This window comes from Aquimarina algiphila (genome assembly GCF_947494415.1).
Classification (GTDB): domain Bacteria; phylum Bacteroidota; class Bacteroidia; order Flavobacteriales; family Flavobacteriaceae; genus Aquimarina; species Aquimarina algiphila.
Window position 1 is genome coordinate 1 of the sequence record NZ_CANLVC010000001.1, and the last position, 23,072, is coordinate 23,072.

Below are 23,072 nucleotides of genomic sequence, written 5' to 3' on the forward strand. Positions count from 1 at the left end.
ACATCCCCCTGTACCACTTACCGTATAGGTCATGGTCACTGTACCGGCTGCAACTCCGGTAATCAGTCCGGTGCTTGCGTTGATGGTTGCAATAGTAATATCGGCCGAACTCCAACTTCCTCCTGCTTCTGTTGAACTAAAAGTCGTCGTACCGGCAATACATGCTTCCTGAGTTCCCGATAGTGTTCCTGCTGTAGGTGGTGCGGTAATAGTTACATCTCTAGTCGCTGTAGCATCAGGACATCCCCCTGTACCACTGACCGTATAGGTCATCGTTACCGTACCGGCTGCAACTCCTATAATAAGTCCACTCGTCGGGTTTATTGTTGCAATACTTGTGTTTGCTGAACTCCAGCTTCCGCCGGCCTCTGTAGAGCTAAAGGTAGTCGTACTTCCTGCACAAGCTTCGGTAGTACCCGATAAAGTCCCAGCTGTTGGTGCCGCTGTAACGGTTAATGTTCTTATTTCTGAAGTAACCGAGCTACATATATATGTAGAACTAGTAACAATAACTTGATATTGATTCCCATTGTCAAATGTTGTAGGCCCTGTTAAAGTCAATATTGCAGTATCACTTCCGCTATAAATATCACCTATGTTTGCAGGATCAATATTAACAAATCCACTTCCGGAATCAACTTGCCATTGATATGTATCTGCATCAGAAGTGACTACAGTAAACGTAGTATTTGTTCCTGAACATATAATTGCATTAGATGGTTGTGTAGTAATTGATGGTGAAACACCAGATGTGGTCACATTTGCATTTGTACCTGTATACCCATCAGTTCCAGAAGTAACTACTCCATTCCCATCAACGGTAAGACCAGCACCAAACGTACCACTTCCTAAAAATCCATTATTATCTCCATCGGTAAACCCTGCTTCGGTGACATCATTACATCCATCATTGTCACTATCTAATTCTAAGAAATTATCATTATCATCGGTATCACTATCTGCAAGAACATAGTTTATTGTTCCGCTATCCTCATTTCCTGACCCTTGAACAGCATCTGGAATACCATCTGCTCCTACTGCACCCGATACTACTCCATTAACATGAGCTTGATTATGTCCAGCTTCTACAGCATCATAAATCCCATCATTATCACTATCCAAATCAAGACGATCCACAATTCCATCACCATCAAAATCTCTATCATAGCATAATTCGAATGAATTTGCCTTAAAAACTAACCAGGAATCAAAAACATTATCTCCATTATCTGCTACACCAATCTTAATTGTATTATCTCCAGCAGTAAGTACAGCTGAAAATGTTATTGTGGTTGTAAATCCGTCAGCTTCAATATTTACTGCTGTAGGATCAGTTTCATTATCTATAAAAAATGCGCTATCAGTGGTATTATTTACCGTGTTTATACTTATTTGCGATCCTGAAGGTGTTAACGCTACATTGGTTCCATTTACAAATATTTTGGCGGCATCATTTAGACCCGTATTCACAAAATCATTATATTCTTCTGAAGCAAATACAAACTCCCCGATAATTGTTGTTTCAGTCGGAACATTAACAACAACTTCTAAACTAGCGACATCAAACTCTGTACTACTACCTCCTGCAAAATCTGAATCAGTTCCTCCTCCTGCAACTCCAGTTCCATTTCCATTAAATCCTAAAGCTGGTCCAAATGTAGAGAATGGAGGTGTTGGTTCATCTTCATAAAATTGGTTAGACAAATTATCATCTAATTCGAGGACATTCCCTGAAGAAAATATAATTCCCTTATCAAATCCTACGAATGCATTAGGACTCCCACCACTATCTGTTATTTGGTCTCCGTCATCAAATGTTCCAATTTGCGGTACTGTTCCATTACCAACATTAACAGTTGAAGAAACCAGAGTAAGATCAGAGTTTGGAGCGAATAATAGATTTGCTAATGTTATTGAATTGTCCTCAGCAGTAATTTCAAAATTTGTATCTGCATCATCAACTAATTCAATTCCAAAAGAACCACCTCCAAAATCACATTCTTCGATATCTGGAATTCCATCATTATCATCATCTTTATCATCGCTATCGGCTACACTATCATTATCTGAGTTTATAGTTAATATTGCTGGTCCTGCCGGATCAATAATTTGTCCATCAGAAACTGTATCATCACCAGGTTGACCATCCTGAAGCACATATGAAGCTGTAGGAACTGTATTTGACCCAATAACACTAGTGTTATATGTAGTGGCGAAGTTTTGGAATATATCGGTCAATCCTCCTGGACTAGCCGGACCATATTTACGATATGTATATCCTGATAAAGAGTTAGCTACATGCCAATAATATGTCACGGTTACATCATCATTTGCATTGACACAGGTCAATGTAAAATCAATCAACCCAAAAGGATAATTATATCCAGTATCATTTGCTCCCAATTCAGACTCTAATACTGTATCTATGCTAGTAATCTGTATACAATCTCCTGTGGTTTCCACTGTAACAAACCCTGTTCCGTCTGCAATCAGCAAAGTAGCCACGTTACCTTGTAAAGAATCTAAAATACCATCTCCATTACCATCACCTCCATTAGGTCCCTGATTCTCTTCAGTTCCCTGAATACCATCTCCATCATCACATCCAGTTGCAATAGCATCATTAGTTACAGCAGCAACTATCCCGGTATCATAAGGAGCTGCTACTACTATTCCTTTAGAGTTTACAGTAGCATTCGCTACTGTTAATGGTTCGGTTGCTGTATTTCCCGGATTATATACTCCGCCATCTCCTCCATCTGCATTAGGGTTAGCATAGGCTTCATTAGCATCGCTACACCCATCAACATCACTATCAATTGATTGAAAATCTGGATTTCCTGCAACATTTGCATCAGCAATTGTGTAATTTAGCACTGCCGCATTTGTATCCACATCTTCGAGTGCATTAAAAAGACCATTATCCCCTGACCCTGTATTGGCACCAGTTATTCTCCCGTCTGGTCCCACTGTTTGCCCATGACCGGCTTCAACTGCATCATAAATCCCATCATTATCACTATCCAAATCAAAAAAGTCTGGTACACCGTCCCCATCGGTATCAAAACTAGCCTGAATAGCATCATCATCATTTCCTACTAAATTGTTGTTATCATCATCATCCAGATATGCAAAAACATTATCGGTATCTACATCTGCATAAGGATCGGTTGGAGATTCATCTACATTAGGAATACCGTCATTATCTACATCCAAATCTAGTGGATCAAGTACTAAGTCCTGATCTTCATCAAAAGCAGAAGTTGCATCTGGACAAGCGAACCCATCATTACTTGTGGTAGATATTGTAGAATTTAAAAAAGAAGCCGTTGGAGTAGCAGTATCATAATCATTGATTAAATACATGCCCCCATCGTTATATGATACATATAATCGATCTTCTGCATCGGTAAATGCGGCTCCAAAATTAGTTGCTGTAGGTGTTGCTAAACCACCTATTACCGTTTTTTCTAAGGTAGTAAGATCCCATATTACCAATTCACTTGCATTAGTAACCCCATATAGTTTACCGTTAATAAAAACGACATCATTTGTTCTTTGACTAGGTACTGCAGTTCCTCCTGGACCTGTAAATGTTACTGTTATTACGACTGGATTTCCTCCTTCTGGTAATGTTGATACATTTGCTATTAGATCATAATGATTTCCTCTATTAATCCATAAATTATCACTACCATCTACATCTCCTGAAATACCTCCACCAGAAAACCCCCCACCTAAAGGGCCAAGATCTTTTATAGCTCCATTAACTCCTACTTTAATAAGATGATTATTAATTGGGCTTGAACCTCCTCCTTTACCAATACCGTATACAAAATCGTCTAAGGTATTATATCCTGTTGCATTATAAAATTGGGTAATATTAATTGGGTCAGAATATTCTCCTGTTATAGGATCATAGCTTTTTAATTCTCCTGCAATAATTTGATAAAATGTTTGCGGACAGTTAAACGGAATTAACACACAAGCAGTAGATATTTGATCATCCAAATAATCTCCTCCCGGAGCTGTATATCCATCGACTCCACTAGTGACAACTCCATTCTCATCAATTGTAATTGGTGAAGACCCTAAAACTCCATCAACATCACCATCAGTAAAACCAGCTTCTACTACATCATTACATACATCTCCATCTGACTCTAAAGACTGAAAATTGGGGCTCCCTAGGCCGTCTGTATCTGTAATTGTATATCCAAGAGTTCCCGAATCGGCAGCGCTTTCTGCTCCATCAAAAAGTCCATTGGTTCCTGATCCTGTTTCATGTCCTGTGATTCTTCCATTGGTATGTGGTAATCCATGTCCTGCTTCTACAACATCATAAATTCCGTCATTATCACTATCTAAATCAAAGAAATCCGGAATTCCATCGGCATCAGTATCAAAAATAGCTTCAACAACTCCATCGAGGTTTCCAATGGCTCCCATAGTATCATCATCATCCAGATAGGCAAATACATTATCAGCATCAACATCAGCAAATGGATCTGATGGGGATTCGTCTGTATTCCTCAAACCATCTCCGTCCACATCCAAATCAGACGGATTTAAATTATTATCCCCATCCTGATCAATCGCAGAAGATGCTGTAGGACACGAAAAACCATCATTACTGGTTGTAGCTATAGTAGAACCTAAAAAAGAAATTATTGGAGTACCCGTATTGTAATCATCAATATGATATAAACCTCCATCATTGTAGGATACATATAAACGATCTGCCGAATCTGTAAATGCAGCTCCATACCCAATTGCCGTTGGAATACCAGAAAGAGGTACTTCGGTTTTTGTCAATGTAGTAAGATTCCAAATTAATAAATTTGGAGTTTGACTCACTCCATATAAGTTTCCATTAATAAATACAGCGTCATTTGCTTCATCAGCACTTCCTCCTGTAAAATTTACAGTGACTACTGCCGGTGAACCTCCTGCAACAAGAGTAGATAAATTTTCTATTCTATCATATTCTGAACCACGATCAATCCATAAATTATCACTATCATCTACATCTCCCGATATTCCTCCAGTTCCCATATTGGTTAATTCACCTAGGTCCTCAAATGTGCCGTCTGCGTCAATTCTAATTAAATGTCGATTTATAGCACCTGCTCTTCCTATACCATATACAAAATTATCTATTCTGTTATAACCAACTGCATTATATCGAGGTGTAGTATTAATAGGACTTGAATACCCTCCTGTAATAGGATCATAACTTCTAAGTTCACCATCTATAATCTGATAAAAAACAGAAGAACAGCTAAATTGCCCATGTACAACAGAGCCTATAAACATTACTACAATTATAAACACAAGAGATAAATTACTTCTTGTTTTTTGAACGGTGTAATCTTTTTTTCTACTACCAAAAGTGTTTTTTCTTATCTGGCAAAAGCCCAAAAAATTATACATCCAGGCTAGTATGTCTCGTATTAGAAATAGGAATTGAGTATAAATTTTCATAAGCTATCTATTATGAAACTGTTTTATTATTTTTTTGAAAGGATTCAGAAAAACCCGTTTCTATTATTGTTTCTGAGATGCAAAGCATAGATCTACTCCTCTGTAATGGGTGATCTTTAGGGATCTGTTCTAAATGATTTTTTAAAAAAGTAGAAATAGGAAGTGAGTCAATAGCCTCATTATTTATCAATACATTATCATTTATAGTTACTTTATGATGCGAAAAAAATTGGTTAGTTTGTTTGTTTTGACTGGTTATAGTGGTAGGTAAAAAAGAATAGTCTTCAATCAATAATGAAGAGGAAGTTGTTAAAAAGGAGTATGCCACAAAAGAATAAATCCCTAATAAAAGAGTCATTGCTCCTATTAAAATTATTGTGGTATAATTAGATATATTATCTTTTGCAGAAAGATGTTTTGATACAACTTTGGGTGTAGAAAAATGAAACCTTGTCATGGTTAATTTCATATTAAATTTATCGTTATTCAGATCTCTACTATCGTTGGCTCGCCAAAACTTTTACAACAGTGAGATTGTTATTGTTATACTATGATTTTAACTATTTATCATTATATACTATTTAAGGAAAACAATATGAATTCAATCTATATTTTTATCCTATTCGTTATTATATAATCACTACTCTGCAACTGTATAAAAAAAACAATTTTCAGAATACGATTTATACATATTTAGACAACAAAAATCGTGACGATAAAAAACCGTCATTTTTTCATTAAAGAGATAAAAATAATGCTTTCCACAGGCAATTTATTTTACAGGTTAAGTTCAATACTTATAACATTTATGGGACAAATAAACATTATAACTAGCAAAACATACATTATGTTTTTTTTAACATTATAAATTTATACATAAAAGCTTGATTCTAAATAATTTAAAACATCAAAATAATTACGGTTAAACCACAATTAAACAATTAAACCACTGATTATCAATGAAAAAGGAGTTTAAATTACTACAAAACAGAAACACTTTGTAGTCTATTTTCTACAAAAAACTGATATAAACGTATAAAAAAAGAGGTTTTGACCTTAAAAAAAGAGATTAATATTGTTATTAATCGATAAAATCTGCATTTAATACTGAAATTTAATCTCTAATTTATCGTAATAACATCTTTGTACTATGACTGTAAATTATACCCATATATATCTAAGAAAAGGAATTAAAACGTATAGAAGAAGAGTACTTATAAAAAAACCAAATGAGTAAACTAAATAATTTACTCATTTGGATATATTAATATGTGTTATATCATACCTATTGCATAGATGATATTTACATTTTTATTAATCGTTTTGTTGTTATCTTATTATCGATATTTATTTTAACAAAATACTGACCTGCAGGTAAATCCTGAGTGGACACTTTTATTCTTTCTTCTTTTTGATATGATTTTAAAAATAAAGATTGTCCCAGATTATTAAATAACTCTACTTCTGCATTTTGGTAATTCCCTCCTTTTATGGTTATATTAATTTGATTATTAAATGGGTTTGGATACACAAAATTTTCATCTCCCTTGGTAACAATTTCTTCTTCTGTCACTGCCTGTGTTTCTGTTTCTACATTTTCATGAACAACCAACATTTCATTTGCTCTTGCCGAAGAGGTTGTACATCCATTAATTACCACATCATCTATATATACCCAATCCTGATTACCAGAAGCATCTGCTCTAAATCGAATTTGCGTATTCGCAGTAAAAGGTCCAGCTATTACCACCTGATCATTATAACGTTGATTATTCACAAATTCATCTCCCTGATTCCATTCCTCTATTATAGCAAAACTTGCTCCACCATCTGTCGAAATCTGAAGCCAAAAATCTTCATTACTATTATCCATACTTCTGCAATAATATGAGAAATCAATGGTAAGTTCTTCATAAGTTGTTAGATCCAGATTACTTGTCGTCATCACTGATGTAGATGTATTATCTTGTAATCTCACACAATAGGTTCCATTTGCATATGCGGCATCACTTGAACTTCTTCTTGCGTCAGCTCCACCATCTATCCAAATTCCCAAACCAGATTCAAAATCTTCTGAATTAATTACAGAATAGGTACATACTGGTGGTGGCGGTGGTGGTGTATCATCTACACAGGCAGCTTCTACTACTTGCGCTGTCGAAAGTGCAACATCATAAACTGCTGCTGCATCCATTTTCCCGGTATAGAAATTATCAGCAGTTTCGCCAAAACTATCCTTTTTTTGAACCCCGCCTATACCTCCTGATCCAATATGAGTAGGAACAGAACCTGGAGCAGCTGCACTAGATGAAACAGAAACGCCATCGATATATAATTCATGACTTGTAGCTCCACCATTATAGGTTACTGCAATATGATGCCAATCTCCATCATTTGGGAATGCTGCACTACGAGTATCAGCAACAGTAGAACTATTTCGTACTATTGATTCCAGATTTGCTCCATTTAATCGCAGAACCACTCCGCTAATTCCTCCACCTTCTTCAAAAAGATTCTGGATACCTGATAATGCCGTTGGTTTTATCCACATAGCGACACTTCTCTGAGTCATTGAAGAAATCATAAACGGTCCTGGGTTTTGACTATACTGTATTTTTGTAGCTCCGTCAAACACAAAAGACTGGTCTCCTTCTTTAAAATCTATAGTATCATAAGTTAGTGTTCCTATAGTAGAAAGAGGATCATTATTATTTACAGATGCATCATTAGCTCCATTTACACTGTCAAAATTCCAAAATGCAATATAAGAATCGGGAGCTCCACATCCTCCTGGAGGAGGTGTCGTAATTTCAATAATCTCTGGTAAAGGAACTGTAGCACCACTACTTCTAAATGTTGGCAAAGGAGCCGATATATCAATCAAGTAATTACGAAGATCTGTACTTAAATCATTTCCGATGGTTAATGTGGCAACATCTGGACTTCCTGACAACAAATTGTTTGATTCACTAATATCATTTATCAAATCATATAACTCATATGATGCTGTTTCAAAATTATGAATCAGTTTATAATCTCCTTTTCTTATAATAGAAACTGGTCTTTGATCTCTCTTAGAATCTATTAAATACCCCGGAAAATGCCAATAAATTGCATCTCTGTTTAAATTTGGATTAGTGCCTGTTAGCATTGACCACTGACTTACTCCATCTATTTCGTATCCTGCCGGTAGTGTTCCTCCAGCTGCTTCAACTAGTGTTGGATATAAATCAAAAGCTACAACAGGAGTACTATTTATAGTTCCTGTGTTTGCCAGCAGCCCTTCTGACCAAGCCATGGTAATAGATCGTACTCCTCCTTCATAGTGTTCACCTTTCATACCTCTTAATGGACCATTATCTTCGGTACCTATTGCACCTCCATTATCAGAAATAAAATACACTAATGTATTTGCCGAAAGCATTTGACCTGCATTTCTTGGATCTGGAGTAGTTTTTAAATAATCTATAAGTCTACCTATGGTCTGATCCATTCCTTCTGCAATAGCTGCCTGAGCGATATTGGTATGTCCCATCTGACTAGGATTAGTATTATTTTTTGCTACGTATTTAGCATACAGATCTGGTCTTGCATTAGCTTGCCCCCATGGTCCATGGATTGCAAAGTTGCTAAAATGCATAAAAAATGGAGAACTGTTATTTGCATTCATAAAATCAATTGCTGCATCTGCCATGGCGTCTGTTACATGTTTGGCTGTACCTGTGAGTGAATTATCACCCGCAAGAGCTAATGATTCTGCTGCAGTATATGGCGAAGCATATACATCTAGTTCTGGGCCAATTCTTGGATGAAACTCCCAGTTACTTCCTGACAAAGCAGCAAAATAAGATCCTGGAGCACCATCTGATCCTCCTCCATAATTAAAATCAAACCCCTGATCAGTTGGTGAATTATTTAGACTTCCACCAGAATGATATTTTCCAAAATGCGCAGTTGTATATCCAGCTGTCTTTATTGTTTCTGCAATAGTAATCGCACTTGCGGGGATTTCGTCTTCTCCATTTGAGATTCCCTGACTTGGGCCTACCAACAATGTAGAATTTCCTCCTCTATTTAATCCATTAACCGCAAATACATTATTATCAGGTCTTGATGCATATTGACCACTTAAAATGGCTGCCCTTGTAGGTGCGCAATTCGCTCCGTTTACATATGCATTATCAAATGCTATACCTTCTATCGCTAACGTTTCTAATCTTGGAGTTTCATAGAAATCACTAGGATTATTAAGATTTGTTAGCCCTGTACTCACTTGAGACCACCCCATATCATCGGCAATGATCACCACGATGTTAGGAGACTGTGCATAGATTGAACCACCAACTCCAAAAACGAGCAGTAGCGTTAAAAATTTAATTGTTGTTTTCATAGATTAATAGATTAAGGTTACATGTTGATGTAGCGTACTACACTGATTATTTAGTTATTCTTTATTTATATTGTTTTTGACAATATCGGTTCGGGTATACTTAGGGTTTTATAAAAATTTGCTTTTGTTATTCTGTATTGATACTGTATACTAGAGATGCCGTTTTGCATTTGGATTTGGCATAGTATTGTCTACAAAGCAAAGTAGCTTCGCGATCATTTTTTCGAAAATATTTGGGCATATGTATTGGTTTTATTTTAAATTACTCGTTATCCAGTACTGCAATTGTTGGCTCGCCAAAGTTTTACAATTTTGCAGCGTTATTTTCACAAGCTGTTTCTCAGAAGAAATAGTTAATTATTGTATCTCTGATGTATCAGCTTAATACCTTCTTATTGTGCATTGTTTATTCCCATTTTTTACCAGAACATCATAATATTCATATACTTTTATCCCATTGAGGATATAAGCATACCTTCTTTATGATTTTGACAAATATGATTGTGAGTAACTATCTAAAAAAGACACAGATGACAAGTAGAGGTAAGAAAATAAAATGTCTAGTGTAGTTTCCTTCTATAGATAATCGTAAAAAATATTGTGTTTACTTTATGTTTTCTTTAACATTATAAAAGTAGACATAAAACTTTAATTATCACCAGTGCAAAACATCAAAATATATACGTTAAAACCGTAAAATCCTTATTAACCCTTATGAATCATATAAAAAAAGGCAATCCAATATGGATCGCCTTTTTTTATACTTGTATATTTTATAAAAATTTAAAACATCTTAAATATCAATATGTTGTATTATATAAAACCTCTTTTGCGAGCTTCTTCTAATAATTTTTGATCATCAGCTTTGGCAATAGAAAACATCTCTTTAATCTGATTTTTTCTTTTCTCGATTGCACTTAGTGATAAGCTCACATAATTAGGAAGATTTTTCGTTTTTACACCCCGAGATAAATGATACAAAATCTTAAGATTTTTCTCATCCAGAGAAAACTTATTGGTCATCATTTTTCTAAAATGATCATTTACCGTGGCACTATAATAGGCTTTACCTTTTACAATGTTATTGAATGCCAATAACAGTTCACTAGACGTAAGATCACTCTTAATTAAGAATCCCGCCGGGTTAATGTTTTTAAGTATGTTATGTATTCTATGATCTTCTCTATGCATGGTAAGAATAATCACCTTTGACTTTGGCAACAATTCTTTGGCATGTTTTGCCAAATCCTCACCAGAAGTAATCGTTCCGTCTGAAGAAGGAGGTAATTTGATATCAATAAAAAGCATATCATAAGGCACCGTCTCAGAAGATTTTACGATGTTTGCATATGCATCATCACAGTTGGATGCAATATCAATCTTAATTTGATACTCTTTTTGATTTTCTCCTAACAAGGTATTTTTATACCCTTCGATAATCATGGGATGATCATCGATCATAAGAACTTTTAGTTTTTTCTTCATCTTTAAAAATTGTTGTTTAGGTTTTAAAAATAATACCGTATTATAATTTAACTCGGCAAAAGAAAAAATAGTATGTATCTATTCTATCTATTAGTTTTACACCGGTACACTTACTGATACGGTAGTTCCTGAGTTTACTTCACTCAAAAACTTAACTACTCCACTCATCTGACTAACCCTCGAAGTAATGTTTTTTAAACCAATTCCTTTTTTAACCTTATTTTCTCTAAACCCTATTCCATCATCTAAAATAGTAAGATTTATTTTATCCTCGACATAATCAAAGTTTATTTTTATACTATCTGCATGCGCATGTTTAAAAATATTCTGCATCGACTCTTGTAAAATTCTAAAGAAATTTACCTTTTTCTGATCATCAATCTCCTCCCAATCGATATCCTCATCATTATTAAACTCAAACTCTAGCTTATGCACTTCGCACAGGTCTTTGATCAGGTTTTCTACCGCATCAATATAGGCTACATCAGACGGTAAGGTTTCTGCTCCCAGATCATGAGAGATGAGTCGTATCTCTTTTTCTATAGCTTTAAGTTCTTCTATATATTTATTTCTTGAATCTGTAAACTCATCATTGGCACGTTGGTTAATCCCATCAAGACTTAATCGCACTCCAAACAATCGACCTAATACCCCATCATGCAACTCTTCTGACATACGTTGTTGCTCCAACTGTCGACCTTCTTCTAACTTAATTTGTTGATTAATAAATAATCGATAAATCTCCTCGTTAGACTCCTGCTGGGTTTGTGCAAATAATAATTCTTTATTACTCTGTTGTTGTCTAAAGATAATATACCCCAATAAAAATAAGGCCGTTAATCCTAGTATTGCAATAATTAGGATTTCATTTTCCCGACTAATTTGTTGGTTTGCTTCTACAATTTCATCTGTTTGAAATTTAATACGTGCAAATTTGTCTCTAAATAAACGTTCTTGTTTTATCAGACTATCATTGAGTTTAATATAACTATTTGCATATCGCAAGCCTTCATCACTATCAGAAACCTCTGATAAGATTTGATATACTTTTAATAATTCTTCATTTTTTTGTAATTCTAAAGATAGATCTCTTGACTGTTCTGCATATATCCTAGCAATACTATCCTTATTAATAGATTGATAATATTCTGCTAGATGTAATGTATTTGTAGCAATACCATTTTGATCATCAATACTATCCCGTATTTTTAAGGCTTTATAAAATAAATCAGGAATTTCGGAAGTATCATTGGATAGAAAATTCACATAGGCCAAATTATCTAATAATAAAGAATGCCTCCTGGGATTTTTACTCAAAAATTCAGTATATGATAACGCTTTATCGTATGATTCCCTTGCTTTATCATATTTTTGTTGCGATTTATATACTGTACCAATATTATTAAGGGATATTAATGTTTGTAATATTTCTGTTTTTGTTCCTTTGGCATATTCTATAGCTTTTTGGTGGTACTCAACCGATTCATCGTACCGCTCTAAATATTTTGCAATTATCCCAAGGTTTGTATAACATAAGGGTAAATGTTGTATATTTTCAGCAAATTCAAACTTTTTAATTGCTTTTATAGTCGTGGCTTCACTTTCATTATAATCTTTAGTTCTTTGTTGTATTCTAGCAATATCAATTAATGCTTTCCCATGATCAAATGCATAATCCTTAGGATTATATTTTTGATTATCTAAAGAAGCATATATTTTCTCCGCTTCATGAAAATTTTTGAAAGCAATATCCAATTGAGATCTTCTATAATAAAGTCCAATAAAAAAATGAGATTGAGCCATATTTAAAGAATCATTTATTAAAGTAGATAGCTTTAACGCCTTTTCATTCATATCTCTATAGCTATCAAAATCCTTAAGGGAATAATATTCAATCGAAATTTCTTGAATCTTTTCTATTTTAAAAGAATTATCCTCTAGAGTAGAATAAATAGTATATGCTTTTTCTAAATTCTCTTTACGTTCTTCGATAGAACCTTTTTTGTCTTTAGCTTTTTTTATATAAGTATCTATAAGGTCAGATTTCAATTTATTACTTTCAATATTTTTATCTGTTTGGTTACAACCAATATATGAGATAAAAAAGCAAAGAGAAATTGATTTAAGAAAAAATCGTAACATTCTATACATTATTTTAATTCAATTTAACAAAATCCAACAAAGAAAAAAAATAAAAGAAAAAACAAGTCTTATAAGATTAAGACTTGTTTACAAAATGATAATAATAATTTTTCTAATTAAGGTATCGTAGGACCTGTTTCATTTGCATCATCTTCACCAATTGTATCATTTACCTCAATCCCAATTTCATCATTTACGGTATCTGCTTCACAAGCCATAAACATGGTACCTAAAAATAATATAACGAATAATGTTTTTATAGTTTTCATAATGTTTTTTATAATTTTATATTTATTTTTTCAAAATATTATTAATTTTTGGATACTTATTATCCATTTTTTGTTGGACTTGTTTCTACTGCATCGTCCTCTGCAATTGTATCTTCAATATCAACACCCAATTCATCATTTACTGAGTCTGCTTCACAAGCGATAAAAAATGTACTTAAAAATAATATAGCGAATAATGTTTTTATAGTTTTCATAATGTTAGTCTTTTAGTTTTAATACTTTGTTTTTTTTGATAAAGATTTTTTTTAAGAAATCTTTAGGGGGTATTCAATTTTTCGTTTTTAATTTCGGGGTTGTCGCTGCGCAAACGACGTTTATTTTACTAGAGTACTCTATTTAATTTTTATTTGTTTTTGTATCTCTAATTGTACACTACAAATGTAGTTGTATTCCCTCCTCGCGCCCAATATATTAAGGTGTCTTTAGTAGTTTGGCCTCTATTAGAAGTACATTGACCGATTATACGAGTAGATGGACGGATTTTTAACAACACCCCTATTTGTAGGAAAGGAAGTACTAAGAATATGACAACCTAAAAACCCATTATTTTTATACAAAAAACCCGATAAACGTTATATGTTTATCGGGTTTCTATAGTAGTATAAACCTATAAAATCTTATATATAAATTAGACTTTTTTTGGCTAAAGTATCTTTAATCTCCTCTACATTGTTTTTATATGATTTGGAGAATGGGATTAAATCGTCTGTATTTTTTATAGCACATTTGGCTTTTCCAAAATGAATTCTTGACACATAGTGCGTATTGATAATATAACTATTATGAATTCTAACAAAATGGTCGGGTAACAGATGCTGGAAATGTTTTAAGGTTTTAAATGCTTCTACCTTGTTACCATTGCTCATCATAAAATCAGTAGTATTATTATCTGCTTTGAGGTATAATATTTCATCAACATCTACAAATCTATAGTCACCATAGGATTTAAAACATAAGGTATTGTCTTCTACCTGATCAAAATCTTTTACAAATCGCATTAATGTTCTATTAATTTGCCCCTTATTAAATGGTTTAAGGATATAGTCCAGAATTCTATTGCGTATTCCTTCTATTGCATAATCTGATGTTTTGGTAATTACAATAAACTCTGGTAGCCTAGACATATACTTAGCAAGTTCTGTCATCAGGTTATATTGTGTTTTATCACAATGTATTCCTGGTACTTCTGGTTCTAAAAAAACAATCCGAGGTCTTCTCTCTAAAATTAAATCCAACGCATCATGCTCATCTTTAGCGATTCCTGTACAGATATAATCTGGTTGGTCTTCTAAAGAAATTTGAATAGAATCTGCAATTTTTTGATCATTGTCAATAATTACATAAGGATATTTCATAGGGTATGAGTTAAAAAATTAGAGTTGGTTATAAACATCAAATTATCATAATTACAAGATAGTTCATTTGGCTATTTTTTCCGTACGGTAAAACCGTAATATTATTGCGGAAACCCGCTAGCCGCAAGAGCTAACATTGTGTTAATCATCGTTTAATATTTACATTTAATCGATAAAAATGCACTAAAACACATAACGAGTTCATCTGGAGATAAGTATGTCATTTTATAAAAAAATGTCAAAAACAACTTATTTGGGTTAAAAAAGTCCTAATAATAACTTAAGACTATGACTTTATATTGTACAAATCATAAAAATCTATATCTGTTCTCCTTTGTCACTCAATTATTTTAAATAGTTTTATACCTAGTTTTAGAAGAAAATACAATGAAAAATATAGTGGTTCTTACCGGAGCGGGAATTAGTGCAGAAAGTGGTATAAACACGTTTAGAGATGCCAATGGTCTATGGGAAGGGCATGATATTATGGAGGTTGCATCTCCTATTGGGTGGAGGAATAACCCAGAACTGGTATTAGATTTTTACAATAAAAGACGTAGTCAACTCCATACTGTAGCTCCTAATATGGGTCATTTGTCTCTTGTTGAATTAGAAAAGCAATACAATGTATCCATAATTACTCAAAATGTAGATGATCTGCACGAACGTGCTGGTAGCAGTCATATTATCCATTTGCACGGTGAGTTATTAAAAGTAAGAAGCCAGTTTAATGAACAACTGGTTTTAGACTGGGAGAAGGATTTATATCTTGGAGATCATTGTGAACATAACTCTCAACTGCGCCCTCATATTGTATGGTTTGGAGAAGCAGTACCTATGATGGATGTCGCTATAGAGATTACAGAAAAAGCAGATATACTACTTATTATTGGTACATCTATGCAAGTATATCCTGCTGCAGGATTACTGCAATATGCCAAGCATCAAACACCTGTTTATTTTATTGATCCAAAACCATCAATTTCACCTCAACCTAACCTAACTATACTATCAGAGAATGCTACGACTGGTGTTCCTAAAGTAGTAGAAGAGTTGTTACAACAAAATTAACAATATACATAGATATCATTAATGTCATTCCAGCGTAGACTGGAATCTATACCTTTTGTGCCTAAATGGATTCCAGCCTTCGCTGGAATGACAAAAATACGATTATAGAACACTACTCCTCTGCGGTTACTTCTTCTATTGCTGTACTATCAGATTCTTTTATGGATAACGAATCTCCTTCTTTGGTTTGTGGAGCTTCCTCTGTTTTTCCTATCCCAGAGCGAACAACTTTTGCCCAATTCACTAAGGTTTCTGCATCCTGACCAGATAGTTCTCCATGAATCCAGGTATAAGGCTTTAAAGGCATTTCTTTTTTCTCTATCATCTCTATAAATTCCTCTAGCTTATGATCTTTTTGTTTGTCTGTATAGGAGTCCCATTCTGATACATTAAAATGTTCTTTTCCCTCATCAATCTGATAGGACATCCAATGCGTAATAGGGCTTACTTCCATAAACCATGGATATCTGGTAGTATTACTATGACAATCATAACAATTACTTTGTAAAATGGTCTTTACCTCAACAGGAGCTTCTGCAGCAGCTTCGAATGTTGCTATGCTATCATAACTGCCCTGGTTTTTATCTGGTCTTAAAAACTGAGAAATCACCAAAACAAAAAATAATAGTAAAAATATTCTTTTGATCATTGTGTTATTTTTTAATGAAATTATTGATAATACAACCTGACACACATCATAATCACCTGTAATTGATAGAGATAACGATTTTAACACCTAATTATTATTTATTTACTTTTGAATATTTACTGCAAAGACCTATTTTTTACCTTAATCACAACACTGTTTAGTATTATGTATACTGCCTTATGATATCCCTTGAAAATGTATTAAATACTATTAATCACTCACGAGAAAAAAGGAAATATTTTGCATATTTGATTCTTGATCATCCAGAATTATTACCAGAACTATTAACGATTTGTGCTCGGGTTGATGATGAAATTTCTTGTAGAGCCTCCTGGGGATTAGAGTTTTTGTGCAAGCAAAATCTAAAAGAGGTTTTACCATATCTCGATCAACTTATGGTCCTTGTTCCTAAAGTACATCAGCACCCTGCAGTGCGACCTATGGCTAAAATATTTGAATATCTTATTGTAGCATACTACCAAAAGAAAAATACTCCTGTACAAAAATTTTTAACTGAATCGCATAGAGAAAAAATTACAGAGATTTGTTTTGATTGGCTGATCACAGATCAAAAAGTTGCCCCAAAAGCATATGCTATGACTTCTCTATATTTATTAGGTAAAGAATTTGACTGGATTCACCCCGAACTTAAAATCATTTTGGAAAATAATTATCATGAAGGAAGTGCAGCATATCAAGCCAGATCTAGAATGATATTAAAGAAGTTGTTGTAGTTAAGACGGAAGTCACAAGACAAAAGACAGGAGTTAGGTGTTAGAAGACTGAAGTCGGGAGAGATCTAAGCTTTATCTCTGCAATATCTTTCTGATAGACCTTTTGCTCTTGACTTTAAAACTTCAATTTCTGGCTTCTCAAAAAATTGTAAATCGTAAATCAAAAATCAAAACATAAACTTTATCTTTGCAGCTTCAAAAAAAGAAAATTATGTCTGTATTTCCTTTACAAGCTATCTCTCCTATAGATGGTCGTTATGCTTCAAAAACTACATCTCTTAGTCCATTTTTTAGTGAAGAGGCTTTAATTAAGTATCGAGTGCTTGTAGAAATCGAATATTTTATTGCTTTATGTGAAATTCCATTACCGCAATTACAAGATATAGACACTTCTGTTTTTGGTAAACTGAGAGAAATCTATACTTCTTTTTCTACAGCAGATGCGCAGGCTATAAAAGATATTGAAAAAGTAACCAATCATGATGTAAAGGCGGTTGAGTATTTTATCAAAGAAAAATTTGATGCTCTTGGATTACAACAATACAAAGAATTTATTCATTTTGGATTAACATCGCAAGATATTAATAACACTGCTATTCCGTTAAGTATTAAGGAAGCCATAGGAGCAGTATATATTCCGCAATACTTAGAATTAAAAGACAAACTAACATCTTTGGTTGGTGAATGGTCAGAAATATCTATGTTAGCTCGTACACATGGGCAACCAGCCTCTCCTACCCGTTTAGGTAAAGAGTTTCAGGTATATGTAACGCGATTAGAAGCACAGTTTGATTTATTGAATGATATACCGAGTGCTGCAAAATTTGGTGGTGCTACAGGAAACTATAATGCTCACAAAGTAGCCTATCCAGATATTGACTGGAAAGCGTTTGGTACTCGATTTGTACAAGAGAAATTAGGACTACACCACTCGTTTCCAACAACACAAATCGAGCACTATGATCATATGGCTGCTTTATTTGATGGTCTCAAACGAATCAATACGATTATATTAGATCTTGATCGTGATATCTGGACGTATGTATCTATGGATTATTTTAAACAAAAAATCAAAAAAGGAGAAGTAGGATCTTCTGCTATGCCACATAAAGTAAATCCAATCGATTTTGAAAATAGCGAAGGTAATCTGGGGATCGCAAATGCATTGTTTGAGCATCTTGCTGCAAAATTACCCGTAAGTCGATTGCAACGTGATCTTACTGATAGTACAGTACTAAGAAACGTAGGCGTTCCTTTTGGACATACAGTCATTGCTTTTCAGGCTACTTTAAAAGGATTAAACAAGCTTCTTTTAAATGAAGAAAAATTTGCCGAAGATCTTGAAAACAATTGGGCTGTAGTCGCAGAAGCTATACAAACCATACTAAGAAGGGAAGCCTATCCTAATCCATATGAAGCTTTAAAAGGGCTTACTCGAACCAATGAAAAGATCAATCAAAATTCTATTGCAGAATTTATTGAAACCCTTGATGTTTCTGATACGATAAAAACAGAATTAAAACAGATTACGCCTTCAAATTATACCGGGATATAATCTGTGATTAGATATAATAATAAAAAAAGCGTTGATATTATTTATATCAACGCTTTTTTGTATAACATAACTATGTATTAATCACCAATGTTATCACTGATAGTTTCTCCTATCATTTTGAATGCATCAAGATCAATTTTACCTTTTTCTACAGATTGTGCTAGTTTAACCATTTTTTCTGGTCTCATATTATCTCCTAATACACGTATTAATGCTAATCCTTTTTTCTGATCTGTAGCAAAAACGATTACCTCATCAATATCATCTTCTTCTCCCTGGTACTTTAATACTACTTTAGCTCCGTTTGACCCAAATCGCATTAACGTTTCATACTTCTCAGAACTAAGAATCTTATTTATAGCTACACTTTCTTCTTCAAACCTTATTTCATTATTATCATTAAGTGGTAATGCCAAAAAGTTTACTTTTTTAATACTCTCCAGTGCTTCCTTCTCCTCTTCATTAAGCTCTACCGTTTCTTTATCCAAAAGACTAGAAGGTACATCCACTGCAATAAAATCTACATCTCCCTGGTGATCCACAAAATACTTCTGTAGTGATGGTTCGCTATTACAACTCATAAGCAGCGATATGCAAACTATCCCTAAAATTTTAAATACATTTTTCATTTCTTTGATTTTTTTGGTTGATTGTTTTGATTGATGTTTAATCATATTACTTCTAATCATTCAACTAGAAGTAATATGATCATTATATTATTAAAACCTGATTAGTTTCCTTTCTTCACTTTTTTCAATTCTTTTCCGCCAGGAATATTAAGATCATTTGCCAGTTTAGATACTTGCTTTAGATCTATATTACCCGTAATAGTAAGTATAACAGTTCCTGGCCCGTCATGATTATCATTTCCTTCCAGATACATGAACAATTCTTTTACATAATCCTCACTGCTTCCTGGTTTTACATAAAACTTAATGTTTTCGCCATCATCACTCTTTACTCGCATTAACTCATCCAGAGAAGAATTTTTAAGGTAACTATCAACATCACTTCTCATTTTTTGGCTTACTTCTTTATTATCAGTAACAAATACTTTGATATTATTAATATTTTCTACCAGATTAAGGTATTGCTGTGTTTCTTTATCTGAGCTTTCAAAATCAATTTTGCTAAGTAGTTTAAACATCTTGCTTGTCATAACCATAGAGGTTACATCTTTCATGTTTTCGTACTTATCAAAATTACTTTGTGCGTTCGATACATATGGTAAAACAGCCAGTACTAATATAATTGCTAACTTTTTCATATCTTTTAATTTAAATTATTACCCCGATGTCATTCGAGATTGTTGTTGTTTTTATTTTATAAATTTATTTTTAGTGTTTTCAAATTCTTTCAGGTACACTAATTCCTGTTTACCCTCATTCATATATTGTGAAACCATATTGAGGATTTTTTTGGTTTCCTGTAATGCTATTTCTGGATCATCAAAAGTATCTTTTGGCTCTACTATTGGATTATTTTTTGTTAAAAATATTCCTGCAATCAAAGCTACAGATGCGGCTACACCAACCCAGGCATACCTGGTTTTTCTTCGGGTGTTTAGTTTTAGATCCTTAGTAGCAGTTATGGTACTCTCCTGAGAAAAAAATTGAAATAGATCTTTGTATCTCTCCAGGTGCGCCGGCACAGTTTCTCTGGTAAAATAAACCTTTAATTCTTTTTCTTCAGAAATGGTCGTTTCGCCTTCAAAATACTTTTCTAATAATTTTTCTATGTTAGACAACTCCATAATTGTGTTTTTTTAATAATGCTTCTCTAATTTTTTTTCTTCCTCTTGATAAGGCAACTCTCACTGCCGTTTCATTAATTCCTAGCATTTCTGCTATTTCTGGATTATTGTATTGTTCTATATCTCTAAGCTGAATAATCATTCTTTGTTGTTCTGGCAGATTATCCATAATCTTACCAACCCAATCGAGACTATCTCTAGCTTCTACTTGTCTTTGTAACGAAGGTTGCTCATCTTTATAATTGCTATGAACAATCTTCAGGTTTCCGGTTTCTTTGGCTTTAAGTTTATCATAACAATAATTTTTGGTCATTGTCATGGCAAAAGCTTCTACATTTTTATATTCAGCCATTTTACTTTTATTCTTCCACAGTTTCAGCAATACTTCTTGTGTAGCATCTTCTGCTTCTTCATTGCTTACAAGTAAACGCTTGGCTAACCTAAAAAGTTTATCCTTAAATCCGTTTGTAAGCGTTATAAATGCTCCTTCTCTCATTTTGGTGGTTTGGTTTGTATAAAACTTTGTCAGCTTTATATTAGGGAGACGACTATGTATGTAATTTGTTACATTCTTTTTTAAAATTATAATAAAGTCGTTACATTTAACGCTTATATACTGTATCAGATCCAAATGTAATATATCATTCCTTAGTATATGTCTACTGTAATCGGAATGATTATTGTGATTTTGTATTTGATACAAAAAACAAAAAAATAGGAAATACATGAAGTACCTAAAATATTTTGCTCTATTATTACTCTTCGGAAATACACTTACAGGATGTTTTGATGACAATGATGATGTACAGCAAGTATCTAGCACCTTAGAAATCAATGATTATATTTGGAAAGGCATGAATGTCTTTTATTTGTATAAAGCAGATGTTCCTGATTTGGCAGATAATCGCTTTCCTTCTAATCAAGACTTTACTCAATTCTTACAAGGGTTTTCTTCTCCGCAAGCTATTTTTGATGCATTGCAATCTAATGTAGATGATTTTAGTTTTCTGGTTGATGATTATGTGGCATTAGAACAAGCGTTTGATGGTATCACAAGGAATAATGGTATGGAATTTGGTTTGGTGGGTTATCCAAATGACGCTAACAATGTCTTCGGGTATGTGCGTTATATCCTTCCTGGTACTGATGCTGAAACAAAAGGATTAAAACGAGGAGATGTTTTTAATACTGTAAATGGTACTCAACTCACCAGAAGTAACTTTAGAGAATTATTGGATCCAGATACCTATACTATTGGGTTAGCAACTTATGATGGAACTGATATAACCCCAACAAGTACTTCTGTTTCTCTTACTAAGGTTCAATATACCGAGAATCCTGTTTTTATTGCAAATACAATAGATGTGGGTGGTAGCCCGGTAGGATATCTTATGTATAATGCTTTTACTGCAGATTTTGACACACAACTCAACGCTGCTTTTGCACAGTTTTCTGCCAATGGAATTACTGATTTGGTATTAGATTTACGGTACAACGGTGGTGGATCTGTGGCAAGTGCCATTGATCTCTCTAGCATGATTACCGGACAATTTAATGGTGAGATCTTTACCACAGAGGAATGGAACGCAGATCGACAGGATCAATTTGGTAGTGTTAATCGTTTTGATAATCAAATACGTACAGGAGAAGCTATTAATAACCTTAATTTGACTAGAGTATATATTTTAACGACCAGAAGTTCTGCTTCTGCAAGTGAGTTAGTTATTAATGGTCTTGATCCTTATATTAATGTAGTACAAGTTGGATCTACCTCTAGAGGAAAGTTTCAGGCTTCTATCACACTATATGATTCAGACAATTTTGGACGACAAGGTGCCGATCCCGGACATACATATGCTATGCAACCCTTAGTACTTAAATCAATTAATTCTGTAGGTTTTACAGATTATTTTGATGGCTTTACTCCAGAGATAGAAATCGAAGAAGATTTTACTAATTTAGGAACTTTGGGTAATGAAAATGAGCCATTATTAAAAGCTGCCCTGGATAATATATTAGGAACAAGAAGTGCAAAAAGCTATCATAGTATTCGATTAGAAAGCGTTGGAAATAGTAATATGTATGATGCTAATTATGAACGCATGTATCGAGATATAGATTTGTCTAAAACAGAATAACATTTATTTTTAAATTAAAAAAAAGC

The 23,072-nt window shown here is 33.6% G+C and carries 17 protein-coding genes; 4 read left to right on the plus strand and 13 right to left on the minus strand.

What is annotated here, in order from left to right:
* The 8 genes from PQF96_RS00005 to PQF96_RS00040 all read right to left on the minus strand — a co-directional run.
* Positions 1-5,484, minus strand: a 5,484-nt coding sequence (locus PQF96_RS00005) for a DUF6923 family protein (protein ID WP_271764618.1), incomplete at its 3' end; no start/stop codon positions are given.
* Between the two features lie 10 nt (positions 5,485-5,494).
* Positions 5,495-5,953: a hypothetical protein gene (locus PQF96_RS00010; protein WP_271764620.1), complete on the minus strand. Its 459-nt coding sequence runs from the start codon at positions 5,951-5,953 to the stop codon at positions 5,495-5,497.
* 834 nt (positions 5,954-6,787) lie between these two features.
* Positions 6,788-9,874 carry a sulfatase-like hydrolase/transferase gene (locus PQF96_RS00015; protein WP_271764622.1) on the minus strand — a complete coding sequence of 1,029 codons (3,087 nt, stop codon included), beginning with the start codon at positions 9,872-9,874 and terminating at the stop codon, positions 6,788-6,790.
* A gap of 813 nt (positions 9,875-10,687) precedes the next feature.
* The gene (locus PQF96_RS00020; RefSeq protein ID WP_109438583.1) at positions 10,688-11,359 is read right to left on the minus strand and encodes a response regulator; all 672 of its coding nucleotides are present in this window, start codon (positions 11,357-11,359) and stop codon (positions 10,688-10,690) included.
* A gap of 96 nt (positions 11,360-11,455) precedes the next feature.
* Entirely contained in the window at positions 11,456-13,501 is a 2,046-nt protein-coding gene (locus tag PQF96_RS00025) for a sensor histidine kinase (protein ID WP_271764624.1), read from the minus strand.
* 116 nt (positions 13,502-13,617) lie between these two features.
* Positions 13,618-13,770, minus strand: coding sequence for a hypothetical protein (locus PQF96_RS00030; RefSeq protein ID WP_271764625.1), 153 nt, complete (start codon positions 13,768-13,770; stop codon positions 13,618-13,620).
* A 59-nt stretch (positions 13,771-13,829) separates the two neighbouring features.
* A complete protein-coding gene (locus tag PQF96_RS00035) occupies positions 13,830-13,985 on the minus strand; it encodes a hypothetical protein (protein ID WP_271764627.1) in 156 nt (51 codons plus the stop codon).
* A 423-nt stretch (positions 13,986-14,408) separates the two neighbouring features.
* The gene (locus PQF96_RS00040) at positions 14,409-15,146 is read right to left on the minus strand and encodes a LytR/AlgR family response regulator transcription factor (RefSeq protein WP_109438581.1); all 738 of its coding nucleotides are present in this window, start codon (positions 15,144-15,146) and stop codon (positions 14,409-14,411) included.
* A 387-nt stretch (positions 15,147-15,533) separates the two neighbouring features.
* Between PQF96_RS00040 and PQF96_RS00045 the strand changes: the two genes are divergently transcribed.
* On the plus strand, positions 15,534-16,217 hold the full coding sequence (locus PQF96_RS00045; protein WP_271764629.1) for an SIR2 family NAD-dependent protein deacylase: 684 nt from the start codon (positions 15,534-15,536) through the stop codon (positions 16,215-16,217).
* Between the two features lie 112 nt (positions 16,218-16,329).
* On the opposite strand, the gene PQF96_RS00050 is transcribed toward PQF96_RS00045, so the two are convergent.
* Positions 16,330-16,866, minus strand: coding sequence for a heme-binding domain-containing protein (locus PQF96_RS00050; protein WP_271764631.1), 537 nt, complete (start codon positions 16,864-16,866; stop codon positions 16,330-16,332).
* 179 nt (positions 16,867-17,045) lie between these two features.
* On the opposite strand from PQF96_RS00050, the gene PQF96_RS00055 reads away from it, so the two are divergent.
* On the plus strand, positions 17,046-17,600 hold the full coding sequence (locus tag PQF96_RS00055; RefSeq protein WP_143917036.1) for an adenylosuccinate lyase: 555 nt from the start codon (positions 17,046-17,048) through the stop codon (positions 17,598-17,600).
* A gap of 211 nt (positions 17,601-17,811) precedes the next feature.
* Positions 17,812-19,155, plus strand: a complete 1,344-nt coding sequence (gene purB / locus PQF96_RS00060; RefSeq protein WP_271764633.1) for an adenylosuccinate lyase — start codon at positions 17,812-17,814, stop codon at positions 19,153-19,155.
* A gap of 77 nt (positions 19,156-19,232) precedes the next feature.
* On the opposite strand, the gene PQF96_RS00065 is transcribed toward purB, so the two are convergent.
* The 4 genes from PQF96_RS00065 to PQF96_RS00080 all read right to left on the minus strand — a co-directional run bounded on the left by PQF96_RS00065 (position 19,233) and on the right by PQF96_RS00080 (position 21,404).
* A complete protein-coding gene (locus PQF96_RS00065) occupies positions 19,233-19,784 on the minus strand; it encodes a DUF4252 domain-containing protein (protein ID WP_167571856.1) in 552 nt (183 codons plus the stop codon).
* A 101-nt stretch (positions 19,785-19,885) separates the two neighbouring features.
* Positions 19,886-20,422 (minus strand): DUF4252 domain-containing protein, encoded by a 537-nt coding sequence (locus PQF96_RS00070; protein ID WP_109438575.1) that lies wholly within the window; start codon positions 20,420-20,422, stop codon positions 19,886-19,888.
* 51 nt (positions 20,423-20,473) lie between these two features.
* Positions 20,474-20,908: a hypothetical protein gene (locus tag PQF96_RS00075; protein ID WP_271764635.1), complete on the minus strand. Its 435-nt coding sequence runs from the start codon at positions 20,906-20,908 to the stop codon at positions 20,474-20,476.
* Complete coding sequence (locus PQF96_RS00080) at positions 20,895-21,404, minus strand: RNA polymerase sigma factor (protein WP_109438573.1); 510 nt, start codon at positions 21,402-21,404, stop codon at positions 20,895-20,897. Before PQF96_RS00080 ends, PQF96_RS00075 begins: the two co-directional genes overlap by 14 nt.
* A 229-nt stretch (positions 21,405-21,633) precedes the next feature.
* On the opposite strand from PQF96_RS00080, the gene PQF96_RS00085 reads away from it, so the two are divergent.
* Positions 21,634-23,046, plus strand: a complete 1,413-nt coding sequence (locus PQF96_RS00085) for a S41 family peptidase (RefSeq protein ID WP_271764637.1) — start codon at positions 21,634-21,636, stop codon at positions 23,044-23,046.
* Positions 23,047-23,072 lie beyond the last annotated feature (26 nt).

Excerpts from the sequence above, each read along its gene's own strand:
- PQF96_RS00020 (WP_109438583.1), bottom strand. The coding sequence starts at position 11,359 with ATGAAGAAAAAACTAAAAGTTCTTATGATCGATGATCATCCCATGATT.
- PQF96_RS00025 (WP_271764624.1), bottom strand. The coding sequence starts at position 13,501 with ATGTTACGATTTTTTCTTAAATCAATTTCTCTTTGCTTTTTTATCTCA.
- purB (WP_271764633.1), top strand. The coding sequence starts at position 17,812 with ATGTCTGTATTTCCTTTACAAGCTATCTCTCCTATAGATGGTCGTTAT.
- PQF96_RS00045 (WP_271764629.1), top strand. The coding sequence starts at position 15,534 with ATGAAAAATATAGTGGTTCTTACCGGAGCGGGAATTAGTGCAGAAAGT.
- PQF96_RS00015 (WP_271764622.1), bottom strand. The coding sequence starts at position 9,874 with ATGAAAACAACAATTAAATTTTTAACGCTACTGCTCGTTTTTGGAGTT.
- PQF96_RS00030 (WP_271764625.1), bottom strand. The coding sequence starts at position 13,770 with ATGAAAACTATAAAAACATTATTCGTTATATTATTTTTAGGTACCATG.
- PQF96_RS00080 (WP_109438573.1), bottom strand. The coding sequence starts at position 21,404 with ATGAGAGAAGGAGCATTTATAACGCTTACAAACGGATTTAAGGATAAA.
- PQF96_RS00085 (WP_271764637.1), top strand. The coding sequence starts at position 21,634 with ATGAAGTACCTAAAATATTTTGCTCTATTATTACTCTTCGGAAATACA.
- PQF96_RS00040 (WP_109438581.1), bottom strand. The coding sequence starts at position 15,146 with ATGAAATATCCTTATGTAATTATTGACAATGATCAAAAAATTGCAGAT.
- PQF96_RS00075 (WP_271764635.1), bottom strand. The coding sequence starts at position 20,908 with ATGGAGTTGTCTAACATAGAAAAATTATTAGAAAAGTATTTTGAAGGC.
- PQF96_RS00070 (WP_109438575.1), bottom strand. The coding sequence starts at position 20,422 with ATGAAAAAGTTAGCAATTATATTAGTACTGGCTGTTTTACCATATGTA.
- PQF96_RS00055 (WP_143917036.1), top strand. The coding sequence starts at position 17,046 with ATGATATCCCTTGAAAATGTATTAAATACTATTAATCACTCACGAGAA.
- PQF96_RS00035 (WP_271764627.1), bottom strand. The coding sequence starts at position 13,985 with ATGAAAACTATAAAAACATTATTCGCTATATTATTTTTAAGTACATTT.
- PQF96_RS00065 (WP_167571856.1), bottom strand. The coding sequence starts at position 19,784 with ATGAAAAATGTATTTAAAATTTTAGGGATAGTTTGCATATCGCTGCTT.
- PQF96_RS00010 (WP_271764620.1), bottom strand. The coding sequence starts at position 5,953 with ATGAAATTAACCATGACAAGGTTTCATTTTTCTACACCCAAAGTTGTA.
- PQF96_RS00050 (WP_271764631.1), bottom strand. The coding sequence starts at position 16,866 with ATGATCAAAAGAATATTTTTACTATTATTTTTTGTTTTGGTGATTTCT.